11 protein-coding genes are annotated in these 16,140 nt (G+C 65.4%); 6 read left to right on the forward strand and 5 right to left on the reverse strand.

What is annotated here, in order from left to right:
- Nucleotides 1–71: 71 nt before the first annotated feature.
- Nucleotides 72–539 carry an Rv3235 family protein gene (locus tag NFC73_RS02690; RefSeq protein WP_254747405.1) on the reverse strand — a complete coding sequence of 156 codons (468 nt, stop codon included), beginning with the start codon at nucleotides 537–539 and terminating at the stop codon, nucleotides 72–74.
- A 43-nt stretch (nucleotides 540–582) separates the two neighbouring features.
- On the reverse strand, nucleotides 583–1,416 hold the full coding sequence (locus NFC73_RS02695; protein ID WP_254747407.1) for a LysM peptidoglycan-binding domain-containing protein: 834 nt from the start codon (nucleotides 1,414–1,416) through the stop codon (nucleotides 583–585).
- A gap of 148 nt (nucleotides 1,417–1,564) precedes the next feature.
- Between NFC73_RS02695 and NFC73_RS02700 the strand changes: the two genes are divergently transcribed.
- Entirely contained in the window at nucleotides 1,565–2,137 is a 573-nt protein-coding gene (locus tag NFC73_RS02700) for a hypothetical protein (protein WP_254747409.1), read from the forward strand.
- A gap of 115 nt (nucleotides 2,138–2,252) precedes the next feature.
- Here NFC73_RS02700 and NFC73_RS02705 read toward each other — a convergent pair whose 3' ends face one another.
- Nucleotides 2,253–2,468, reverse strand: a complete 216-nt coding sequence (locus NFC73_RS02705; protein WP_104062208.1) for a helix-turn-helix domain-containing protein — start codon at nucleotides 2,466–2,468, stop codon at nucleotides 2,253–2,255.
- Between the two features lie 152 nt (nucleotides 2,469–2,620).
- On the opposite strand from NFC73_RS02705, the gene NFC73_RS02710 reads away from it, so the two are divergent.
- Genes NFC73_RS02710 through NFC73_RS02725 form a run of 4 tightly spaced genes read left to right on the forward strand, consistent with a single transcriptional unit; the run spans nucleotide 2,621 to nucleotide 10,975 of the window.
- Nucleotides 2,621–3,262 carry an SAF domain-containing protein gene (locus NFC73_RS02710; protein ID WP_254747411.1) on the forward strand — a complete coding sequence of 214 codons (642 nt, stop codon included), beginning with the start codon at nucleotides 2,621–2,623 and terminating at the stop codon, nucleotides 3,260–3,262.
- Nucleotides 3,259–4,566 carry a CpaE/TadZ family protein gene (locus tag NFC73_RS02715; protein ID WP_254747413.1) on the forward strand — a complete coding sequence of 436 codons (1,308 nt, stop codon included), beginning with the start codon at nucleotides 3,259–3,261 and terminating at the stop codon, nucleotides 4,564–4,566. Before NFC73_RS02710 ends, NFC73_RS02715 begins: the two co-directional genes overlap by 4 nt.
- Nucleotides 4,567–4,623: 57 nt before the next feature.
- Nucleotides 4,624–9,477: an NAD-glutamate dehydrogenase gene (locus tag NFC73_RS02720; protein WP_254747415.1), complete on the forward strand. Its 4,854-nt coding sequence runs from the start codon at nucleotides 4,624–4,626 to the stop codon at nucleotides 9,475–9,477.
- Nucleotides 9,478–9,505: 28 nt separating this feature from the next.
- Nucleotides 9,506–10,975, forward strand: a complete 1,470-nt coding sequence (locus tag NFC73_RS02725; RefSeq protein ID WP_254747417.1) for a sensor histidine kinase — start codon at nucleotides 9,506–9,508, stop codon at nucleotides 10,973–10,975.
- A gap of 117 nt (nucleotides 10,976–11,092) precedes the next feature.
- On the opposite strand, the gene NFC73_RS02730 is transcribed toward NFC73_RS02725, so the two are convergent.
- Complete coding sequence (locus tag NFC73_RS02730; protein WP_003804966.1) at nucleotides 11,093–11,341, reverse strand: WhiB family transcriptional regulator; 249 nt, start codon at nucleotides 11,339–11,341, stop codon at nucleotides 11,093–11,095.
- Nucleotides 11,342–11,571: 230 nt separating this feature from the next.
- On the opposite strand from NFC73_RS02730, the gene NFC73_RS02735 reads away from it, so the two are divergent.
- Entirely contained in the window at nucleotides 11,572–12,009 is a 438-nt protein-coding gene (locus NFC73_RS02735) for a hypothetical protein (RefSeq protein ID WP_254747419.1), read from the forward strand.
- 13 nt (nucleotides 12,010–12,022) lie between these two features.
- Here NFC73_RS02735 and NFC73_RS02740 read toward each other — a convergent pair whose 3' ends face one another.
- On the reverse strand, nucleotides 12,023–16,033 hold the full coding sequence (locus NFC73_RS02740) for a type VII secretion EssC family protein (protein WP_254747421.1): 4,011 nt from the start codon (nucleotides 16,031–16,033) through the stop codon (nucleotides 12,023–12,025).
- Nucleotides 16,034–16,140 lie beyond the last annotated feature (107 nt).

The raw sequence follows: 16,140 nt of genomic DNA on the forward strand, positions 1-16,140 counted from the left end.
CTGAAACAGTTCGACACTGGAAGTGCCCGGAGCCTGAGCTCCGGGCACTTCCGCATTCGTGGGCAAGCGGTTCAGCCGACCATAAACTCGGTCACGCGCCAGACCTGCTTGCTGCGCTCAAGCCGGACCGCTACAGCCCGTGCCCGGATGTCATCAACCACCACGGCGCTTGCCTCATGGATGCCCGGGGCGACCTCGCAGGCGCGGACTGAACGCACGATGGAGTTCTTGTGCAGCCGGGCCAGGGACGGCGAGGAAGAGCGCGACTGTTCGCGGCGGATCAAGGCCGCACGGTGCTGCAGCACGGCGAGGCAGCGCGGATCCAGACGGCGGGCGAGCTGGTGGACCGGCCGGATGCCGGCGAGGACTTCCATGGCCGCCTGCACAGTACTGCGTGTGATCGCCAGGATTTCGGAGGCTTCGTCTGCCGCACGCAGCGGCACGACCGGCGCGGTAGTGGTGCGTGGAGGAACCTGGCGGACTGCTGCCGCGCCAGCCGGGTTGACCGTGGCGGAGCGGATTGGCGTAACTGCGTACATGTGATTCCCCTGAGTCGTGAGCTGATGAATATCGGAACGTCGGTTAGGCCGTGGAAGGTGCTTTCAAAATCTGTCCGGGCAGCAGGACATGCGGGCTTTCGCCAATCCGCGATTTGTTGGCCTCGTACCAGCGGGGCCAGTGCAAGGCGACATCCACATCCGAAGCCGCCGGGCCCAAGTGGCGGGAGGCGATGTCCCAGAGTGTGTCGCCCGCCAGTACCGTGACCTCACTCAATGGCGCCGGTGCGTCCTGTTCCGCCCGGACGGGCAGGGCCGCCAGCAGGCCGGGGTCCGGGACCGGCGGGCTGGGACGCCAGTCTGGCCGGACCGCCGCCGCAGGAGTTTCGGTGGTCTGTCCCACCAGGTCTGCGGTGTCTTTGCCCTCCGGTTCCGGGAGCTGCCGGTGGCCGCTTGTGGGCGACCACTGGGCCTGGACGGCTGCGCCGTGGACCGGTACGTCCTGGACCGCCACTACCTGCGTAGGTACCCAGGCGGGTCCGGCCGGTGGGACTGCTGCGTGAGCCAGTGGTGCCGACAGCAGTTGCACCGACAGTGCGGCCACAGCGAGCCGGCGCATAAATGCCGGGCAGCACTTGCCGGCCCTGTCGGCGGACCGCCGCCTGCCGCACCTGTCCAGGACGGCAGCCGCTGACGCCAAAACCATCGAGAAGGTCCACCACGCCACGATGGCCAGCCCTGCGGCGACAGCCACGGCGCCGAGTAGGTCATCGAGGTCCGGGCCTTGCCGGCGTGCTGTGGACAGTTGCCATCGACCCACCATGCCCCCGCCGGCAACGCAGAGGAAGAATCCCAACAGGAGGATGGACGCCGCCATGACGGCGTCTGCGCGGAGCCCGCGTGCTGTAGCTGCCGTCATGATGTTCCTATCTCATGTTTGATGCTGTTTGATGCAGTTTGATAAATCTAGGTTCAGTTTGACGCAGTTGTGCTGGATTTGTCCAGAGACTGGAGTGAAGTCGTTGGTGAATTGACCGCGAACAAACCCGCGCCCTACGCTTGGCCCCATGCGTTGGGATGCTCTGTTCAGTGATATGGAGGCACAGTTCGCCGAGGGCGAGCGACTGGCCGTCGATGCCGAGATCTCTGAGCGGGCAAGAGCGGAAACAGCCTCCGTCGCTCTGGCTGACCGCTTGCGGGGTTCCCTGAACAGCCACGTGGCCGTGTACCTGGCGTGTGGGCGCGCCTTCGAAGGAACCCTGAGCCATGCCGGCGCCGACGCGCTGGTCCTGAACGAGTTGCGTCACCAGATCCTGGTCCCGTACGGCGCGGTGGCACGCTATGCGGGCCTTGGCCGCGGTTCCGTGGCCGAGACTTCGCAGGTGCGGCGCCGGATCGGATTGGCGCATGCGCTGCGGGGCCTGGCGCGGGACCGGGCCGAACTTGCAGTCACTCTGCGCCACGCGCCGGAAAGGGATACCGGGCTGGCCGGAGTCATCGACCGCGTGGGCATTGACTTTTTGGACCTGGCGCTGGTCAGCCCCGGGGAGTCCCGGCGGGCATCACAGGTTCGGCAGGTAGCCACTATTCCGTTTGCGGCGCTGGGTGCCCTGCGGTCACGGAGTACAGCGGAACTGTAGCCGCGGGGCCGGAGTTTTTGTCCACCTAATGGGACTTTGCTGCCGGCAAGAGGCGATTATCTGGACAAAAACCCAGCGGAGAAGAGGCTGCTAGGGCTGCCTTGCAAAGCCAGAATCAGCCTTGCTTGGCTTTGGCCTCCTGGATCATGCGGCTGGCCTCGGCGTAGCGCTCTTCGATGTACTGCTCCAGCATCTTTTCCTCGACGCGCCACTGCCCGCGGCCACCCACCTGGATGGCCTTCAGTTCTCCGCTGCGGACCAAGGCATAGGCCGCCGGCGAGTTGATTTGCAGCTGTTCAGCAACATCGGCGAGAGTCAGGAATCTGGGCATAGCTCCATTTTGCCATTGAAGGCGCCATCTGGTGCTGTTATCCACAGTTTGATGTTGTTTGGTCTTTTGACTTTTGTTCCGGGGCCCGTGCCGTAACAATGAGGTGTCCGGACGCAGCCAGCCGCCTGGACCAGAGCTAGGGGGAGAAGAGCATGAGCCACGATGCTGTTGCTGCAGGTGCCAGGCTGAAACCGCCGTCGTGGAAGGATCCCCGGCTGCTGGTTGGCGTGCTGCTGGTCCTTGCATCGGTGGTGGGAGTGACCTCGCTGGTTGGCAGCGCTGATCAGACCACCGAGGTTTACGCTGCCAGGGACTCCATAGCGGTGGGTGAGAAGCTGACGGCGGACAATGTGGTCCGGGCCAAGGTCCGCCTGGGTGAGACCGAACCGCATTACGTCACCGTGGAAGCAGGGCTCCCCGACGGGTTGGTCGCAGTCCAAAGAATCGGCAAGAACCAATTGGTGCCCAAGGAAAGTCTGGCCACCGTGGATTCGTTGGACCGCAAGCCCGTGGCCGTGACCATTGAGGAAGCACTGCCGCCGCAGGCGGTTGCCGGGACCCGGGTGGACGTCTGGGTTGCCTTGCCGGATGCCCGCAACGGCTTCAGTGAGCCGAAGCTCCTGCTGCCCGGTGCGGAAATTGCACAGGTGACCGTCGGCTCCACGGCCTTGGGGTCCTCCCGCAATACGGTGCTGATGGTGCTGGTTGCCGACGGCCAGATGCCGGCCATCCTCGGCGCGCAGGCTAACCAGGCCAAGATTTCAGTGGTGTGGAACCCGGGAGGGGCCTCATGAGTATCCCCGTGGTCACCGTGGGCCAGGCCCGCGAGGACGTAGTGGGCGGGTTGGAGCGGCTCCACGGTCCCGTCACTGTGGTCCGTCGCTGTACTGAACTGACGGAGCTGCTGGCTGCCTGCCAAAGCGGGCTGGCACGGGCCGCGGTTGTGGCCGACGGCTGCGAGGGCCTGACTGCTTCGCTCGTTGATCGGCTCGGTGCCGTGGGCGTGGCGATCATCGCCCTCACGGATGACGCCGACGAGGCCGCCAGGCTGCGCGGGATCGGTGTGGCCTCCGCACTGACCGGCGTAGAGTCCGCCGCCCTGGCCGGCAGGATTGCCGAGGCCGTTGCCCAGCTGACAGGCTCCGCCAGGGATGTAACGTTCGGGAGCGGGCTCGGGGACACCAGCGCTGCGTTGCGTCAGCGTCCCGCGGACCAGGCGGACGGGCCGCCGGCCTCCGGGGAAGGCAAGATCATTGCCGTGTGGGGTCCCGCCGGTTCGCCCGGCCGGACCTTCGTCGCAGCCAACATCGCGGGGGAACTGGCTGCGGATGGGAAGTCCGTGCTCCTCGTCGACGCAGACAGTTACGGGGCCAGCATTGCCGCAGTCCTTGGCCTGCTGGATGAATCTGCGGGGATCGCGCAGGCCTGCCGGCTTGCGGACCAGGGACTGCTCGAAGCCGCTGCGCTGCTGAAGGTGGCCACACCGGTCACCACCAGGCTTGGGACCTTCCGAGTCCTGACCGGGATCACCCGGGCGGACAGATGGACCGAACTACGGGCAGCAGCACTGTCGCTGGTGCTGGAACGCGCCAAGGAGGTTGCCGACGTCGTGGTTGTGGACACCGGCTTCTGTCTGGAGGCGGACGAAGAACTCAGCTTTGACACGATGGCTCCGCGCCGGAATGCAGCGACCCTGCGGAGCCTGGAACTGGCGGACACCGTCTATGCCGTGGGGGCCGCCGATCCGGTGGGGGTTCCCCGGCTGGTCCGCGGACTCGCGGAGCTCGAGTTGGCAGTTCCGCAGGTGTCGCCGGTTGTGGTGATGAACAAGGTCCGGGCGGCGGCGGTGGGGAGGTCACCGGAACGGCAGCTGAAGGATGCGTGGGAACGGTATGGTCCGTCGTCGCAGATTTCGGTCTTCCTGCCGGCGGACAGCCCAGCGGCCGACGCGGCGCTGTTGGGCGGCTCCCTGCTGCTTGAAACGGCGCCGGATTCCAAGCTGAGGAAGGCGATCGCCGAATTGGTTTGTGCACCTGTCCAGCGATCTTCCCGATCCTCTGTATTTTCTTCCACACCGAGGCTTCGCCGAAAGGGCTAGGCTCGCCGTAGGAGCTGCAACGGTGCAGCATCAAACTTGTGATGGAGGCGTTTGTCGATGTCGTCTGGATCCAGCGTGGAGGATCAAGCTTTGGCTATTGGTGACCGGGAGGGATTTCTGGCCGATTATTACCAGCATCTTGCCGAAGAGGATGCCCGGACTTATTCCCCCGAGGCGCTGGCCAGGCGGGCGGAAACCCACCGCGGTGTCGCCGCGAACCGGCAGCCGGGCCAGGCGAAGGTTTCCATCGTCAACGAAGAGGACAGCAGCGTCGTCTATATCGTGACGGACGATATGCCTTTCCTTGTTGACTCGGTTAACGCGGAGCTTGTGCGCCAGAACGCCGCCATCGGGCTTGTGCTTCATCCACTGTTCGTTGTGACCCGGAACCGGGAAACGGGACAGCTGGTCAAAGTTGACCGCGTCCCGTCCCACATCGGTCTCTCCAGCGGTGACACGGCCGCGATGCCTATGCTGTCGCACCTCATCGCGCAGGGCGAAAACGCCTCCCACATGGAGTCGTGGATCGCGGTGGAAATCAACCGCGTCTCCGACGAGGCAAAGGCGTCGTTGCTGGACGGTCTGGACCGCATCCTGGGAGACGTGCGCGCCGCCGTCGAAGACTGGCCCAAGATGCGCAACAAGGCCCAGCAGATTGCCGCGAGCCTGGACCAGGTGTCCCACCCGTCGCAGATTGCCGAACTGCGGCAGGCGCAGGATCTTCTCCGCTGGCTCGACGACGGCAACTTCACCTTCCTTGGATACCGTGAGTACGACCTCGTCACAGTCGACGGTGAAGATGTACTGGAACTGCGTGAAGACAGCGGTCTCGGACTGCTCCGGGCGAAGCCGGGCGCGCCGCATATGCAGCATCTCACCGACGCCGGCCGAAAAAAGGCCCGCGAAAAGCGGGCGCTGGTGATCACAAAAGCAAACTCACGGTCCACCGTCCACCGCCCCGCGTACCTTGACTATATTGGCGTGAAGAGCTTCGACGCGGCCGGCAACGTCAACGGCGAGCGCCGCTTTATCGGCCTGTTCGCAACCAGTGCCTACGCCGGATCCGTCCGGAACATCCCCGTCGTGCGCGAAAAAGTGGACGCGGTGCTGGGCAATGCCGGCTTCCCGCCTGACTCACACTCCGGCAAGGACCTTTTGGGGATCCTGGAGACGTACCCCCGCGACGAGCTGTTCCAGATCGAGACCGAGGACCTGGCGGCCACCGCAACCGGCATCCAGAGATTGCAGGAGCGGCGCCGGACCCGGCTGTTCCTTCGGCCGGACATCTACGGCCGTTTTATGTCCGCGGTGGTCTACCTTCCGCGTGACCGGTACACCACCAATGTCCGGCTCCGCATCGAGGAAGAATTACGGACCACGTTCAAGGCTGAGTCAATCGACTACGAAGCGCGGATGACCGAATCGGCCCTCGCCCGCCTGTTCTTCCGGATCCGCCTGCCCAAGGGCAGCGAGCTCAGCCATTTCAACGCCGATGAGCTTGAAGCGCGGCTGGTCCGGGCGGCCCGCTCGTGGAGTGAGGGCATCGCTGAAGTCCTGCGGGAACGCGGCGCCGATGAGCAGGCGAAGGAGCTTGCCGCGATCTGGTCGGAGGCTTTTCCGGCCGGCTACCGGGTTGATTACGAGGTCGAAGACGCACTGGAGGACATCGCCCGGTTCGAAAAGTACGGGGCTGAAGCCGAGCGTACGGCCGGTGCCAGGCAGGAACGGCCGGGCGTCCATGTGTACTTGCCGAAGGGCGCCGGTGAAGTCCTGGAGGAGGATGCCCGCGTCAAGCTGTACATGCTGGAGCCCAAGAGCCTGAGCCAGATCCTGCCGTTCTTTCACAATCTGGGACTCGAGGTGCTGGATGAGCGGCCCTTTGAGATCGAGACGGCTGACCAGCGGGACTTCTTCCTCTATGACCTCGGGCTGAAATACCCTGCCGGCATTGATCCGTTGGCCACGGGACAGCTGCTGGCTGACTCGTTCGGTGCCGCCGTATCCGGCGCCGTAGAGTCGGACAGTTTTGACCGGCTGGTGCTGCGTGAGGGGATGCAGTGGCGCCAGATCACGGTCCTGCGGGCCTATGCCCGGTACATGCGGCAGATGGGGAACACCAACTCGGTGGGCTTCATGGCGGACACGCTGCTCGCCAATCCCGATGTCACCAAGGCCCTGATGGCTCTTTTTGCGGCCCGGTTCGATCCCGCCCTGAGCCGGACCGAGCGCCTTGAGGCGCAGGAGAAGGTCCGCGGCGAGCTGTCGGCCGCCATTGAAGAGGTGGCAACGCTCGACGCCGACCGTGTGCTCCGGACCTTGGCGAACCTGATCGAGGCGACCCTCCGCACCAACTACTACCAGTACAAAACTCACCTGAGCTTCAAGCTCGATCCTTCCCGGATTGAGGGGCTGCCGTTCCCGCGCCCGATGTTCGAAATCTGGGTCTATTCCCCGCGGGTCGAGGGGGTCCACCTCCGCTTCGGCAAGGTGGCCCGCGGCGGCCTGCGCTGGTCTGACCGGCGCGAGGATTTCCGGACGGAAATCCTCGGCCTGGTGAAGGCGCAGACCGTCAAGAACGCGGTCATCGTTCCCACCGGGGCCAAGGGCGGCTTCTTCGCCAAGCGGCTGCCCGATCCTGCCGCGGACCGTGCCGCCTGGATGGCGGAGGGTGTTGAAAGCTACAAGACGTTCATCCGGGGCCTGCTGGACCTCACTGACAACCTCGTCACGGGAGCCGAGGGCGAATCTGTAGTGCCGCCGTCGGACGTTGTCCGGCACGACGACGACGATTCCTACCTTGTGGTGGCGGCGGACAAGGGGACGGCCACGTTCTCGGACATAGCCAACGGGCTGGCCGCAGAATACGGGTTCTGGCTCGGTGACGCGTTCGCCTCCGGAGGTTCGGTGGGTTACGACCACAAGGCGATGGGCATCACGGCCCGTGGCGCGTGGGAGTCGGTCAAGCGCCACTTCAGCGAGCTCGACGTCGATACCCAGACCCAGCCGTTCACCGTGGTGGGCGTGGGTGATATGTCCGGCGATGTGTTCGGCAACGGCATGCTCCTGTCCCGGCATATCCGGCTGCTGGCAGCGTTCGACCACCGGCACATCTTCCTTGACCCCGCACCGGAAACGGAATCGTCGTTCGTGGAACGCCGGAGGCTGTTCGAACTGCCGCGGTCCTCGTGGGACGACTACGACAAGTCCCTCATCAGCGAAGGCGGCGGCGTGTACGCCCGCCAGGCCAAGTCCATCCCGGTCTCGAGGCAGGTCCGGGCGGCCCTGGGCCTGCCCGAGGCGACCACCGAGCTCAGCCCGCCGGAGCTTCTCCGCGCTATCCTGCTTGCGCCCGCAGACCTGCTCTACAACGGCGGGATCGGAACGTACGTCAAGGCCAGCACTGAGTCGAACGCTTCCGTGGGTGACAAGGCCAACGACAGCATTCGCGTGGACGGCAAGGACCTGCGGGTCAAGGTGGTGGGCGAAGGCGGAAACCTGGGCATGACGCAGCGCGGCCGCATCGAAGCCGCCCTGCAGGGGGTCATCCTGAACACCGACGCGATCGACAACTCGGCCGGCGTCGACTGCTCCGACCATGAAGTGAACATCAAGATCTTTGTGGACCGGATGGTGGCAGCGGACAAGCTAACCCCGGAGGAACGGGCAGGCTTCCTCGCTTCCATGACGGACGAGGTGGGTCGGCTGGTCCTCGAGGACAACGTGGACCAGAACATCCTGCTCCTGAATGACCGGATGCGCGTGGCCGAGTGGAGCCCCAGCTATGAGCGGCTCATGGACTGGCTGGAAAAATCGGCTGACCTGAAGCGCGACCTCGAAGCGCTGCCCAGCACCGAAACCCTGCGGGAGCGACTGAGCCAGGGCCAGGGGCTGACGTCGCCGGAGCTCTCGGTGCTGGCGGCCTACGCGAAGATCGAGCTGGCCTCGGCGCTGCGTGACAGCGACCTCGCCGACGATCCGTGGTTCCGGGGGACGCTGCGGGCGTACTTCCCGCAGCAGCTGCGCGAACGGTTCGACGCCGAGCTGGACACCCATCCGCTGCGGCGCGAGATTATTGCCACGGTGGTGGCCAACGACATGATCAACCTGGGCGGCATCACGTTCGCCTTCCGGACCATGGAGGAAACCTCGGCCACGGAGGTGGCTGTGGCGAAGGCATTTGTGGCGCTCCGCGAGATTTTCGACCTGAACACCATGGTGGGGGAGCTGAACAGCCTGCCGGCGTCGTTCCCCACAGAGCACTGGAGCACCGTCCACCTGGACATCCGCCGTCTGCTGGACCGCGCTGTCCGGTGGCTGCTGGCGCAGGGCGGCACGTCCCGGCCCATCGCGGACACCGTGGCCGAGTTCAAGCCGCTCCTGGACCCGATGCGGGCCCGGCTCCTGGACTACCTGCGCGGTGATGACCGTGACCGCGTTGCGGACTGGCTGGAGACCGCGCGTGCGTGGGAACTCCCGGAGGGGCTCGCCCTCCGGTGGGCGGAGCTCTTCGAGAGCTTTGTCCTGCTGGACATCGCCAAGATCGTGCATGCCCGTAAGGAGCCGGTGGAGGAGATTGCGGCCGTTTACTACACGGTATTCAACCGCTTCCACGCTGACAGGCTGCTGGAACGGATCAGCAGCCTGCCGCGCCAGGACAGGTGGCAGGCACTGGCCAGGGCCGCACTCCGGGATGACCTCTATTCCACCGTCTCGGACATGACGACGGCGGTACTCGAGTCGACGGCGTCCGGGGACTCCGCGGAGGACAGGCTGAAGGACTGGGAACGCCAGAATGCCGAGCAGCTGGGCAGGGCAAAGAGCATGTTTGACGAGGTCAACTCGCTCGAGGCCGACGACATGGCCTCACTGTCGGTAGCATTGAGGCTCTTGAGGTCAATCGTCCGACGCTAGGAATCCCGGCGTCGTAACTGGAGGTGCAGTGGCAATCTTTACGGACCCCATCAGGGAACACGCTGATTTCGGGCCGGGCGATGCCGAGTGGCTGCACCTCCTGGTGGGCGACTGGCAGATGGTCGCTGACCTGGCGTTTGCCGACTTGGCGTTATGGTTCCCGCACCCGGATCACGGCTATGTGGCGCTGGCGCACGTCAGGCCGTCCACCACGCACACCGTGTTCCACGGCGACTTTGTGGGCGAGCCCATCCGGCAGGACCTGAAGCCGCTGGTGGACAAGGCCTGGAGCAGCCGTGCCATCGAGCGGTCCAGTGAAACCAACTGGAGCACGGACATGGCGTTGCGGGTGGAGGCTGTGCCGATGGTGCGCAACGGCCGGACGCTGGCAGTGGTGACCACCCACATGGACCTGTCCAGTTCCCGGATGCCGTCCCGCCTGGAGTTGACGTACCGGCAGTGCGCCTACGATCTGCTCCGGATGGGAACGCTGGGGCTGTGGCCTGACTTTGCCTCGCCCACCGGTTCGCGCCGCGGCGCGCCTCGTGTGGGGGACGGCCTGATCAGGCTCGATGCCGAGGGAATTGTGCAGTACGCAAGCCCCAACGGGGTGTCGGCTTTCCGGCGGCTGGGCGACGGCGAGTCGCTGGAAGGCCGTTCGCTGGCGGAGGTGACCGCCGGCCTGCTGAAGGACCGGCGGCTGGTGGACGAGACGCTGCCGCTGGTGGTGACGGGCCGGATGCCGTGGCGTAGTGAGATTGAGTCCCGTGGTGTGAGCCTGTCGCTGCGGGCCATCCCGCTGCGGGATGAGCAGCAGCGCTTTGGTGCGCTGGTGCTGTGCCGGGACGTGTCCGAACTGCGGCGCCGGGAGATGGAACTCGTTACCAAGGATGCGACCATCCGCGAGATCCACCACAGGGTGAAAAACAACCTGCAGACCGTTGCAGCCCTGCTGCGCATGCAGTCCCGCCGGATGGTCAGCGACGAGGCCAAACAGGGCCTGGAGCAGGCGATGCGGCGCGTGGCCACCATAGCGCTGGTCCACGAGACTCTTTCGCAGGGATTGGCGCAGAGCGTTGACTTCGACGAGCTGATCGGCCGCCAGTTCAGGCTGTCCGCAGAGGTCGCCTCGCCATCGCAGCAGGTCAAGACCGAGCGGTCCGGACTGTTTGGGGAACTGCCCAGCGACTTCGCCACCCCGCTGGCACTGGTCATCAATGAACTGGTGACCAACGCCGTCGAGCACGGGCTCGAAGGACGGACCGGCACCGTGTGGCTCATCGCGGACCGCTCCGAAGAGGAAGACGGAGAGGAACTGCTGACCGTCACCATTGCCGACGACGGTGTGGGACTGCCGGATACACCGCACGTCGAGGGTCTGGGGCTGCAGATTGTCCGCACGCTGGTCACCAGTGAGCTGGGCGGCACCATCGCGTGGCACCCGCGCGACGGCGGCGGAACGGCTGTCCAGATCCGCCTGAGCCTGGCGGCCAGGTAGCCAGGGGACCTTGCACTTAAGTTGACCGTCTGACTTAACCGCCGATGGCCGCAACCCTTCCGGGTTGCGGCCATCGTTGTGTGAGGCTGTTGGTGCCAGGGCCCTTAAGGACCGAGCCTAGGAGGCGCGGCGGGCGCGTGCGGCGCGGCGCTTAAGGGCACGGCGTTCGTCTTCGCTCATGCCGCCCCAGACGCCGGCGTCCTGGCCGGACTCAAGAGCCCACTGGAGGCACGTGTCAACGACGGGGCAGCGGCGGCAAACGCTTTTGGCTTCCTCAATCTGGAGGAGGGCAGGCCCTGTGTTTCCTACGGGGAAAAACAGTTCCGGGTCCTTGTCGAGGCACGCCGCGCGGTTACGCCAATCCATGCTGATCAGTTGCTCCAATTCTGGGAAAAGCTCTTTGTGAAATAATTCACTAGTAGCTACAAAGGAAAAGGGCCCTGCGGGCCCCCTTGGTCATCTCAGTCAAGCCTGTCATGTTAACGCTGTGTAAACAAGGGGTAATACAGCTCGAAATCCCCGGATAGCTGAGCGATACATCACACGGGCATTGCCGACCCCCGCCACTGTCCGACTATCTCCGGTAGGGTGCCAGTGTGTCAAGACCCCCCACGAACCCAGCAGATCCGTCGCCATCCACGCGCCCTCGCGGCATTGTGGCCATAGCTCTTGTTGTTGCCGCCGAGGCCACCGCGCTACTGGTTGCCGCCGCCTGGTACGGCTACGAACTCCTAACCGGTGCACCGGTCCTGTCTTTTTGGGGAGCCGTATTTACCCTGGTTCTCTTGCTCGCTTCCTCGGCCTGGCTCTATTCGGTGGGGCACTTCCTCTTCCGTGGGCGCCGGTGGACGAGGGCAGCGGCGCTGGTCGCCCAGCTGTTTGTCCTTACTATCGGCGTCCCGACCCTTACCGGCGGCGTCATTTGGGCGGGGATCGCCATGGTGGTGCCGGCGCTTGCAGCCATAGTGCTCCTGTTCGACAAACGCGTCATCAGCTACGCATCCCGGACAGGCGATTCGCCTCCGGCGTTCTAGGCACTACCGGCACTTAGGCGGCCAATCCGTCCTTCAACTGATCCGGCGGTACCCAGCCCAGTTGGACGGCGGTGGCGCGACCGTTCTGGATGAGAACGCTCCGTCCCGGTGGCGGGTTGGGTTCCGCCTCGAAGCGGACCCCTAAGAGGTCTCCGTCCATAAAGGTCCGGGGCGCGATCAGGATGCCGCAGCCCAAGTTACGTGCCTGGAGCGCCAGTGGAACCCGCTGGGCCAGTATGGGACTGTATCCCACGGTCATCACCACCGTGATTCCAAGCGTGTTGAGGTCGGCAAGGTCACGGGTGACGTCCTGCAGCAACAGGTCCGCATCGTCGACCAATGCCACCGAGTTCCGTTCCAGACCACCCGTGGTGGCTTGGCGCAGGATCCCGGCCCAATAGGCACCCGGTTCGATGTCCTGCGCCGGCATAAGCCACGGTCCTGCTTCAGGGTTGACCTTTGGCAGGAGCCGGAGGAAAGACGACTTGCCAGACGAAGGGCCGCCCAACACGGCCAGCACTCCACCCGCAGGCGCCCGGACGGATATCGGTTCAAGTTCGTCGCCGCCCACACCGATGCGGAGGACGCGCTGCCCCAGTGGGATCCTGCCTTTCAGTTCAGCCGGGATCTGAGGGGCCGCCCGGTTCAGGATGTGGGCCGCGGGAACAACGGCCGGTAGGGGCGCCACTCGGAATGGTCGACGCTGCAGGGAGGTCTCCGGCGCCTGGGCTACCCCCGGATCTACGGCCTCAGCGCCGGCAGCCGTGTAGAACTGGCAGACTGCAGTTCTTCCACCCGTCAGCGCGCCCACAGCGACGGCCCTTCCCACCGCGGGCGCTGTCGGAGGCAGTTTCGGCCAGGCAATCCGGCTGTCGTCGCTGGATCCGGTCGGGAAGTACACCCGGTTGGGAATGGCTGCGAAGAACCTGGAAGTGACCAGTTCCCGCTGTCCCGAGATGATCACCGTGATGCCGGCCCGGTTTCCATCCCGGACAAGGTCATGGAGAACGTCCTCGGCCCACGCCAACGGCCCGGCACGTAAGGCCGAGAGCCAGGATCCCCAGCCAGCGATCACGAGCACGAGCGGTATGTCGTCGTCAGCGGCGGGACGTCCCAGCCGGAGTGACTGCTCCCGTGCCAGGCGCTCCAGGATGCGTACGGCACGGCGAAGCTCGTGCAGTCCTGCCGTGGCGCCCACCCGGCAGTGGGAAGCCAACCCCACGAACGAACTGTCCGGGTCCAGCACATACAAGTGGGATTCCCGGGCATGGGATGCCAAACCGAGGACTGCCAGCCGGATGGCCTCAGGCACTCCTGATTCCGGTCCGCCAACAAGGGCAAGGTGTCCGTGGCCGGCAGGTTCCCAGATCAAGGGTGCGGTTCGCTGTTCGGCAGGCAGGTCCATCAGGCCGAGCGTTACGGACCAGAGGGTGGCACCGGCGTCGGCCTTGCTCCTGTCATTGGCGCCATCGTCGTCAGCGTCGCCTTCGATACTCCCGGGGGTAGTCGTGCCTGCAGGTTCGGGGAGGAGACAGGGGAGCGGTGCAGCAATCGGCTTCCGGATGGCCGGACGGTTCATGGTCTCCCACAACGCGGACATGGAAGCTGTCAACGGGGTGGTTGCCTCGGCGGGCGTCGGTTCGTGGCCGGCGGGTCCGGAACCCCCCAGCACTGCAGGGGCACCGATGTACTCGGAGGCCAACCATACCGAGATTCCGTCGGGTTCGGGTCGGGTGGCTCCGGCTGTCAGGGATCCGGCCTGGAACTCCACAGGAGCCTCCGTTCCGCGGGCCAGGTAGGCCCGGCCCGGAGTATCGACGCTGATCCCGGCCGCGGCTTTCGAATTGATGATGTCCACCGATTCCATCTCCGACTGGACGCGCAACGCGATGCTGGTGGTGACGTTGGCGCGGATGTCGGCCGTCAGCGCGCCCTGGGGCCGTTGTGTGGCCATGATCAGGTGAATGCCCAGGGAACGGCCGATGGCGGCGATCCTCATCAATTCCCGGAGCGATTCGGGGGCATCCTCCACCAGCATCCGGAATTCATCTATGACGATTACAAGATGGGGGAGCGGCGACGCGCGGCCCGCCGACGAAGTCCGGAATGACGTCAGGTCCGGTGCCTGAACTGCCGCCAGGCGCTCTTCGCGGAACCTGATCTCGGCGCGGAGGGACTGCAGGGCGCGTTCGAGCTCATGGCTGCTCAGGTCGGTGAGCATACCCACACAGTGCGGGAGCCCGGTCAGGGGTCCGAGTCCGGAGCCGCCCTTGAAATCCACAAAGAGGAAGTTGATGCGGTCCGGCGCGTAGCTGAGGGCGAGAGCAACCGTGATGCTGCGCAGGAGTTCGGATTTTCCTGAGCCAGTGGTCCCGGCGACCAGCAGGTGGGGTCCGTCGTTTTGGAGATCGATTGTCCGGACACCCTCGAGACCGCGCCCAATGGGAACGACAAGCCCGGGCAAGCTGTTGTTTGCTGACCATCGCCTGGATGTTTCGGGAGTGGAGTGGGAGAGCAGCTCAGCGAGCCGGCAAGACGTGGGGATGGACCGTCCCGCACCGACGGGCTGGTTTGCCTCCCGCGCCAGTCGACGGCAAAACCTGTCGAAGACGTCAACGGGTGCCAGGTCAGGAGCGAATCGGATGCTGTCATCACCGTCATTGAACACAGACGAGCGTTCACCGAGTTCCACGTCAGCAGTCGTCAGCGCCGACCCGCATTCGGGGGCATGGATGACCTGCCACCCGTGTTCCAAGGCCGTGGCGATGATCCTGGCCGCGGACTCCGTGCCGTCCATAAGAAGGAGCAGGCCGTGTCCCTGGGCGGGCCCGAAGCTTCGCTTAAGCAGGGTCCCGAGAGTACTTGAGTTACTGGAAAGGGTGACGCCGTCCAGATACCGTGCGGCCAGGGGGAGCTGCTCCGCCTTGCCATGGACGACCACCCGGGTGTTCCGGCCCTGCGGATAACCGGCAAGCTGCATCAGGAGTGAGCGCACCAGCCCGTCGACGGCGGCGCGTGGCCCGCGGATGGTGGTGAGGGGTCTGGCCGGACTCAACGTTAGTGGCAGCATGCCGGCTGAAGGGACAGCACGGCCCGGATCCGTGGGCTCGAACCGGACGTTGGCCGGCTGGATGGCCTGGCCCAGCCGCAGCCAGATGCCCTCGTTGGTGCGCGGCCCGGCGCGGTCCCTCCCTGTTGTATCCCCGATGGTCAAGTCCGAGAGCGGCGGCGCGGCCCGCCGTCGTCGTTCCTGGTCCTGGGTGACCGCGCCCCGGACCGCCGCAGCGAGAGCGCGGCGTTGCCGGCGCCCGCCGATCACCGGCACCAGGATGGAGATCGCCGAGACGGCCGTAAAAGCCAGGAACATCCACATCCCGGTTACGACGGCAAGCCCCACACCAATGACCACCGGCAGCACAGCCGTCAGAAGCAGGGCCCCGCGGTTTGTGGGATCGTCGCGCCGGCTGATAACCAACGGCTCGTGGACATCCATCCCGGCGTCGGCCAGTCCGTAACCGGAACTCTCGAGGAACACCAACGACATGGTGGAGTTGCCGCAACGGATGCTGGAGCCGGTCGAAATCACGGCGTTCCGCACGCGCTCGCCGTCCACATCGGTGCCGTTGGCGCTGTCCAGATCAACAATCGTGATGGCAGTTTCTGTGACAACCAGGCGCGCGTGAGTGCGGGAAATGTCGGCGTCCGGGATGAGAATGTCGGCATTGCTGCGGCCGATGGTGTACGTGCCGCGCCGCAGCGGCACAACCGTCCCCGCGCCGGCACCGCTGTGGACGGCCAATGCCAGTGACGCCGGGGGCTCGGGGGTGCGCGGCCGGAACCTGCGCGCCGTGAGGTCCGCCCCGTCGACGAGCGTGGCTCCGTTGACAAGCGGAGGCCATCCGAGCCTGAGCTCAGCGACGTTCTGGCCGGCCACAGAGACAATCCCGGTCCCGAAATTTGCCGTCAGCGCGGCCTGCAGGTCCGCACCGGCAGCCCCGTGCGGACCCTCGATGGTCAGCTCCACGGGTGGTTCCTGGAGAGCTGCGCCCGGGCTCCGAACGAGCGTGCAGTGCAGCGGCATGAGGTGTGAGTCCTATCGGTCAGCTTGTCTCTAAGCTAGCCGTCAGGCTG

This window comes from Pseudarthrobacter humi, from assembly GCF_024294965.1.
Lineage (GTDB): Bacteria > Actinomycetota > Actinomycetes > Actinomycetales > Micrococcaceae > Arthrobacter > Arthrobacter humi.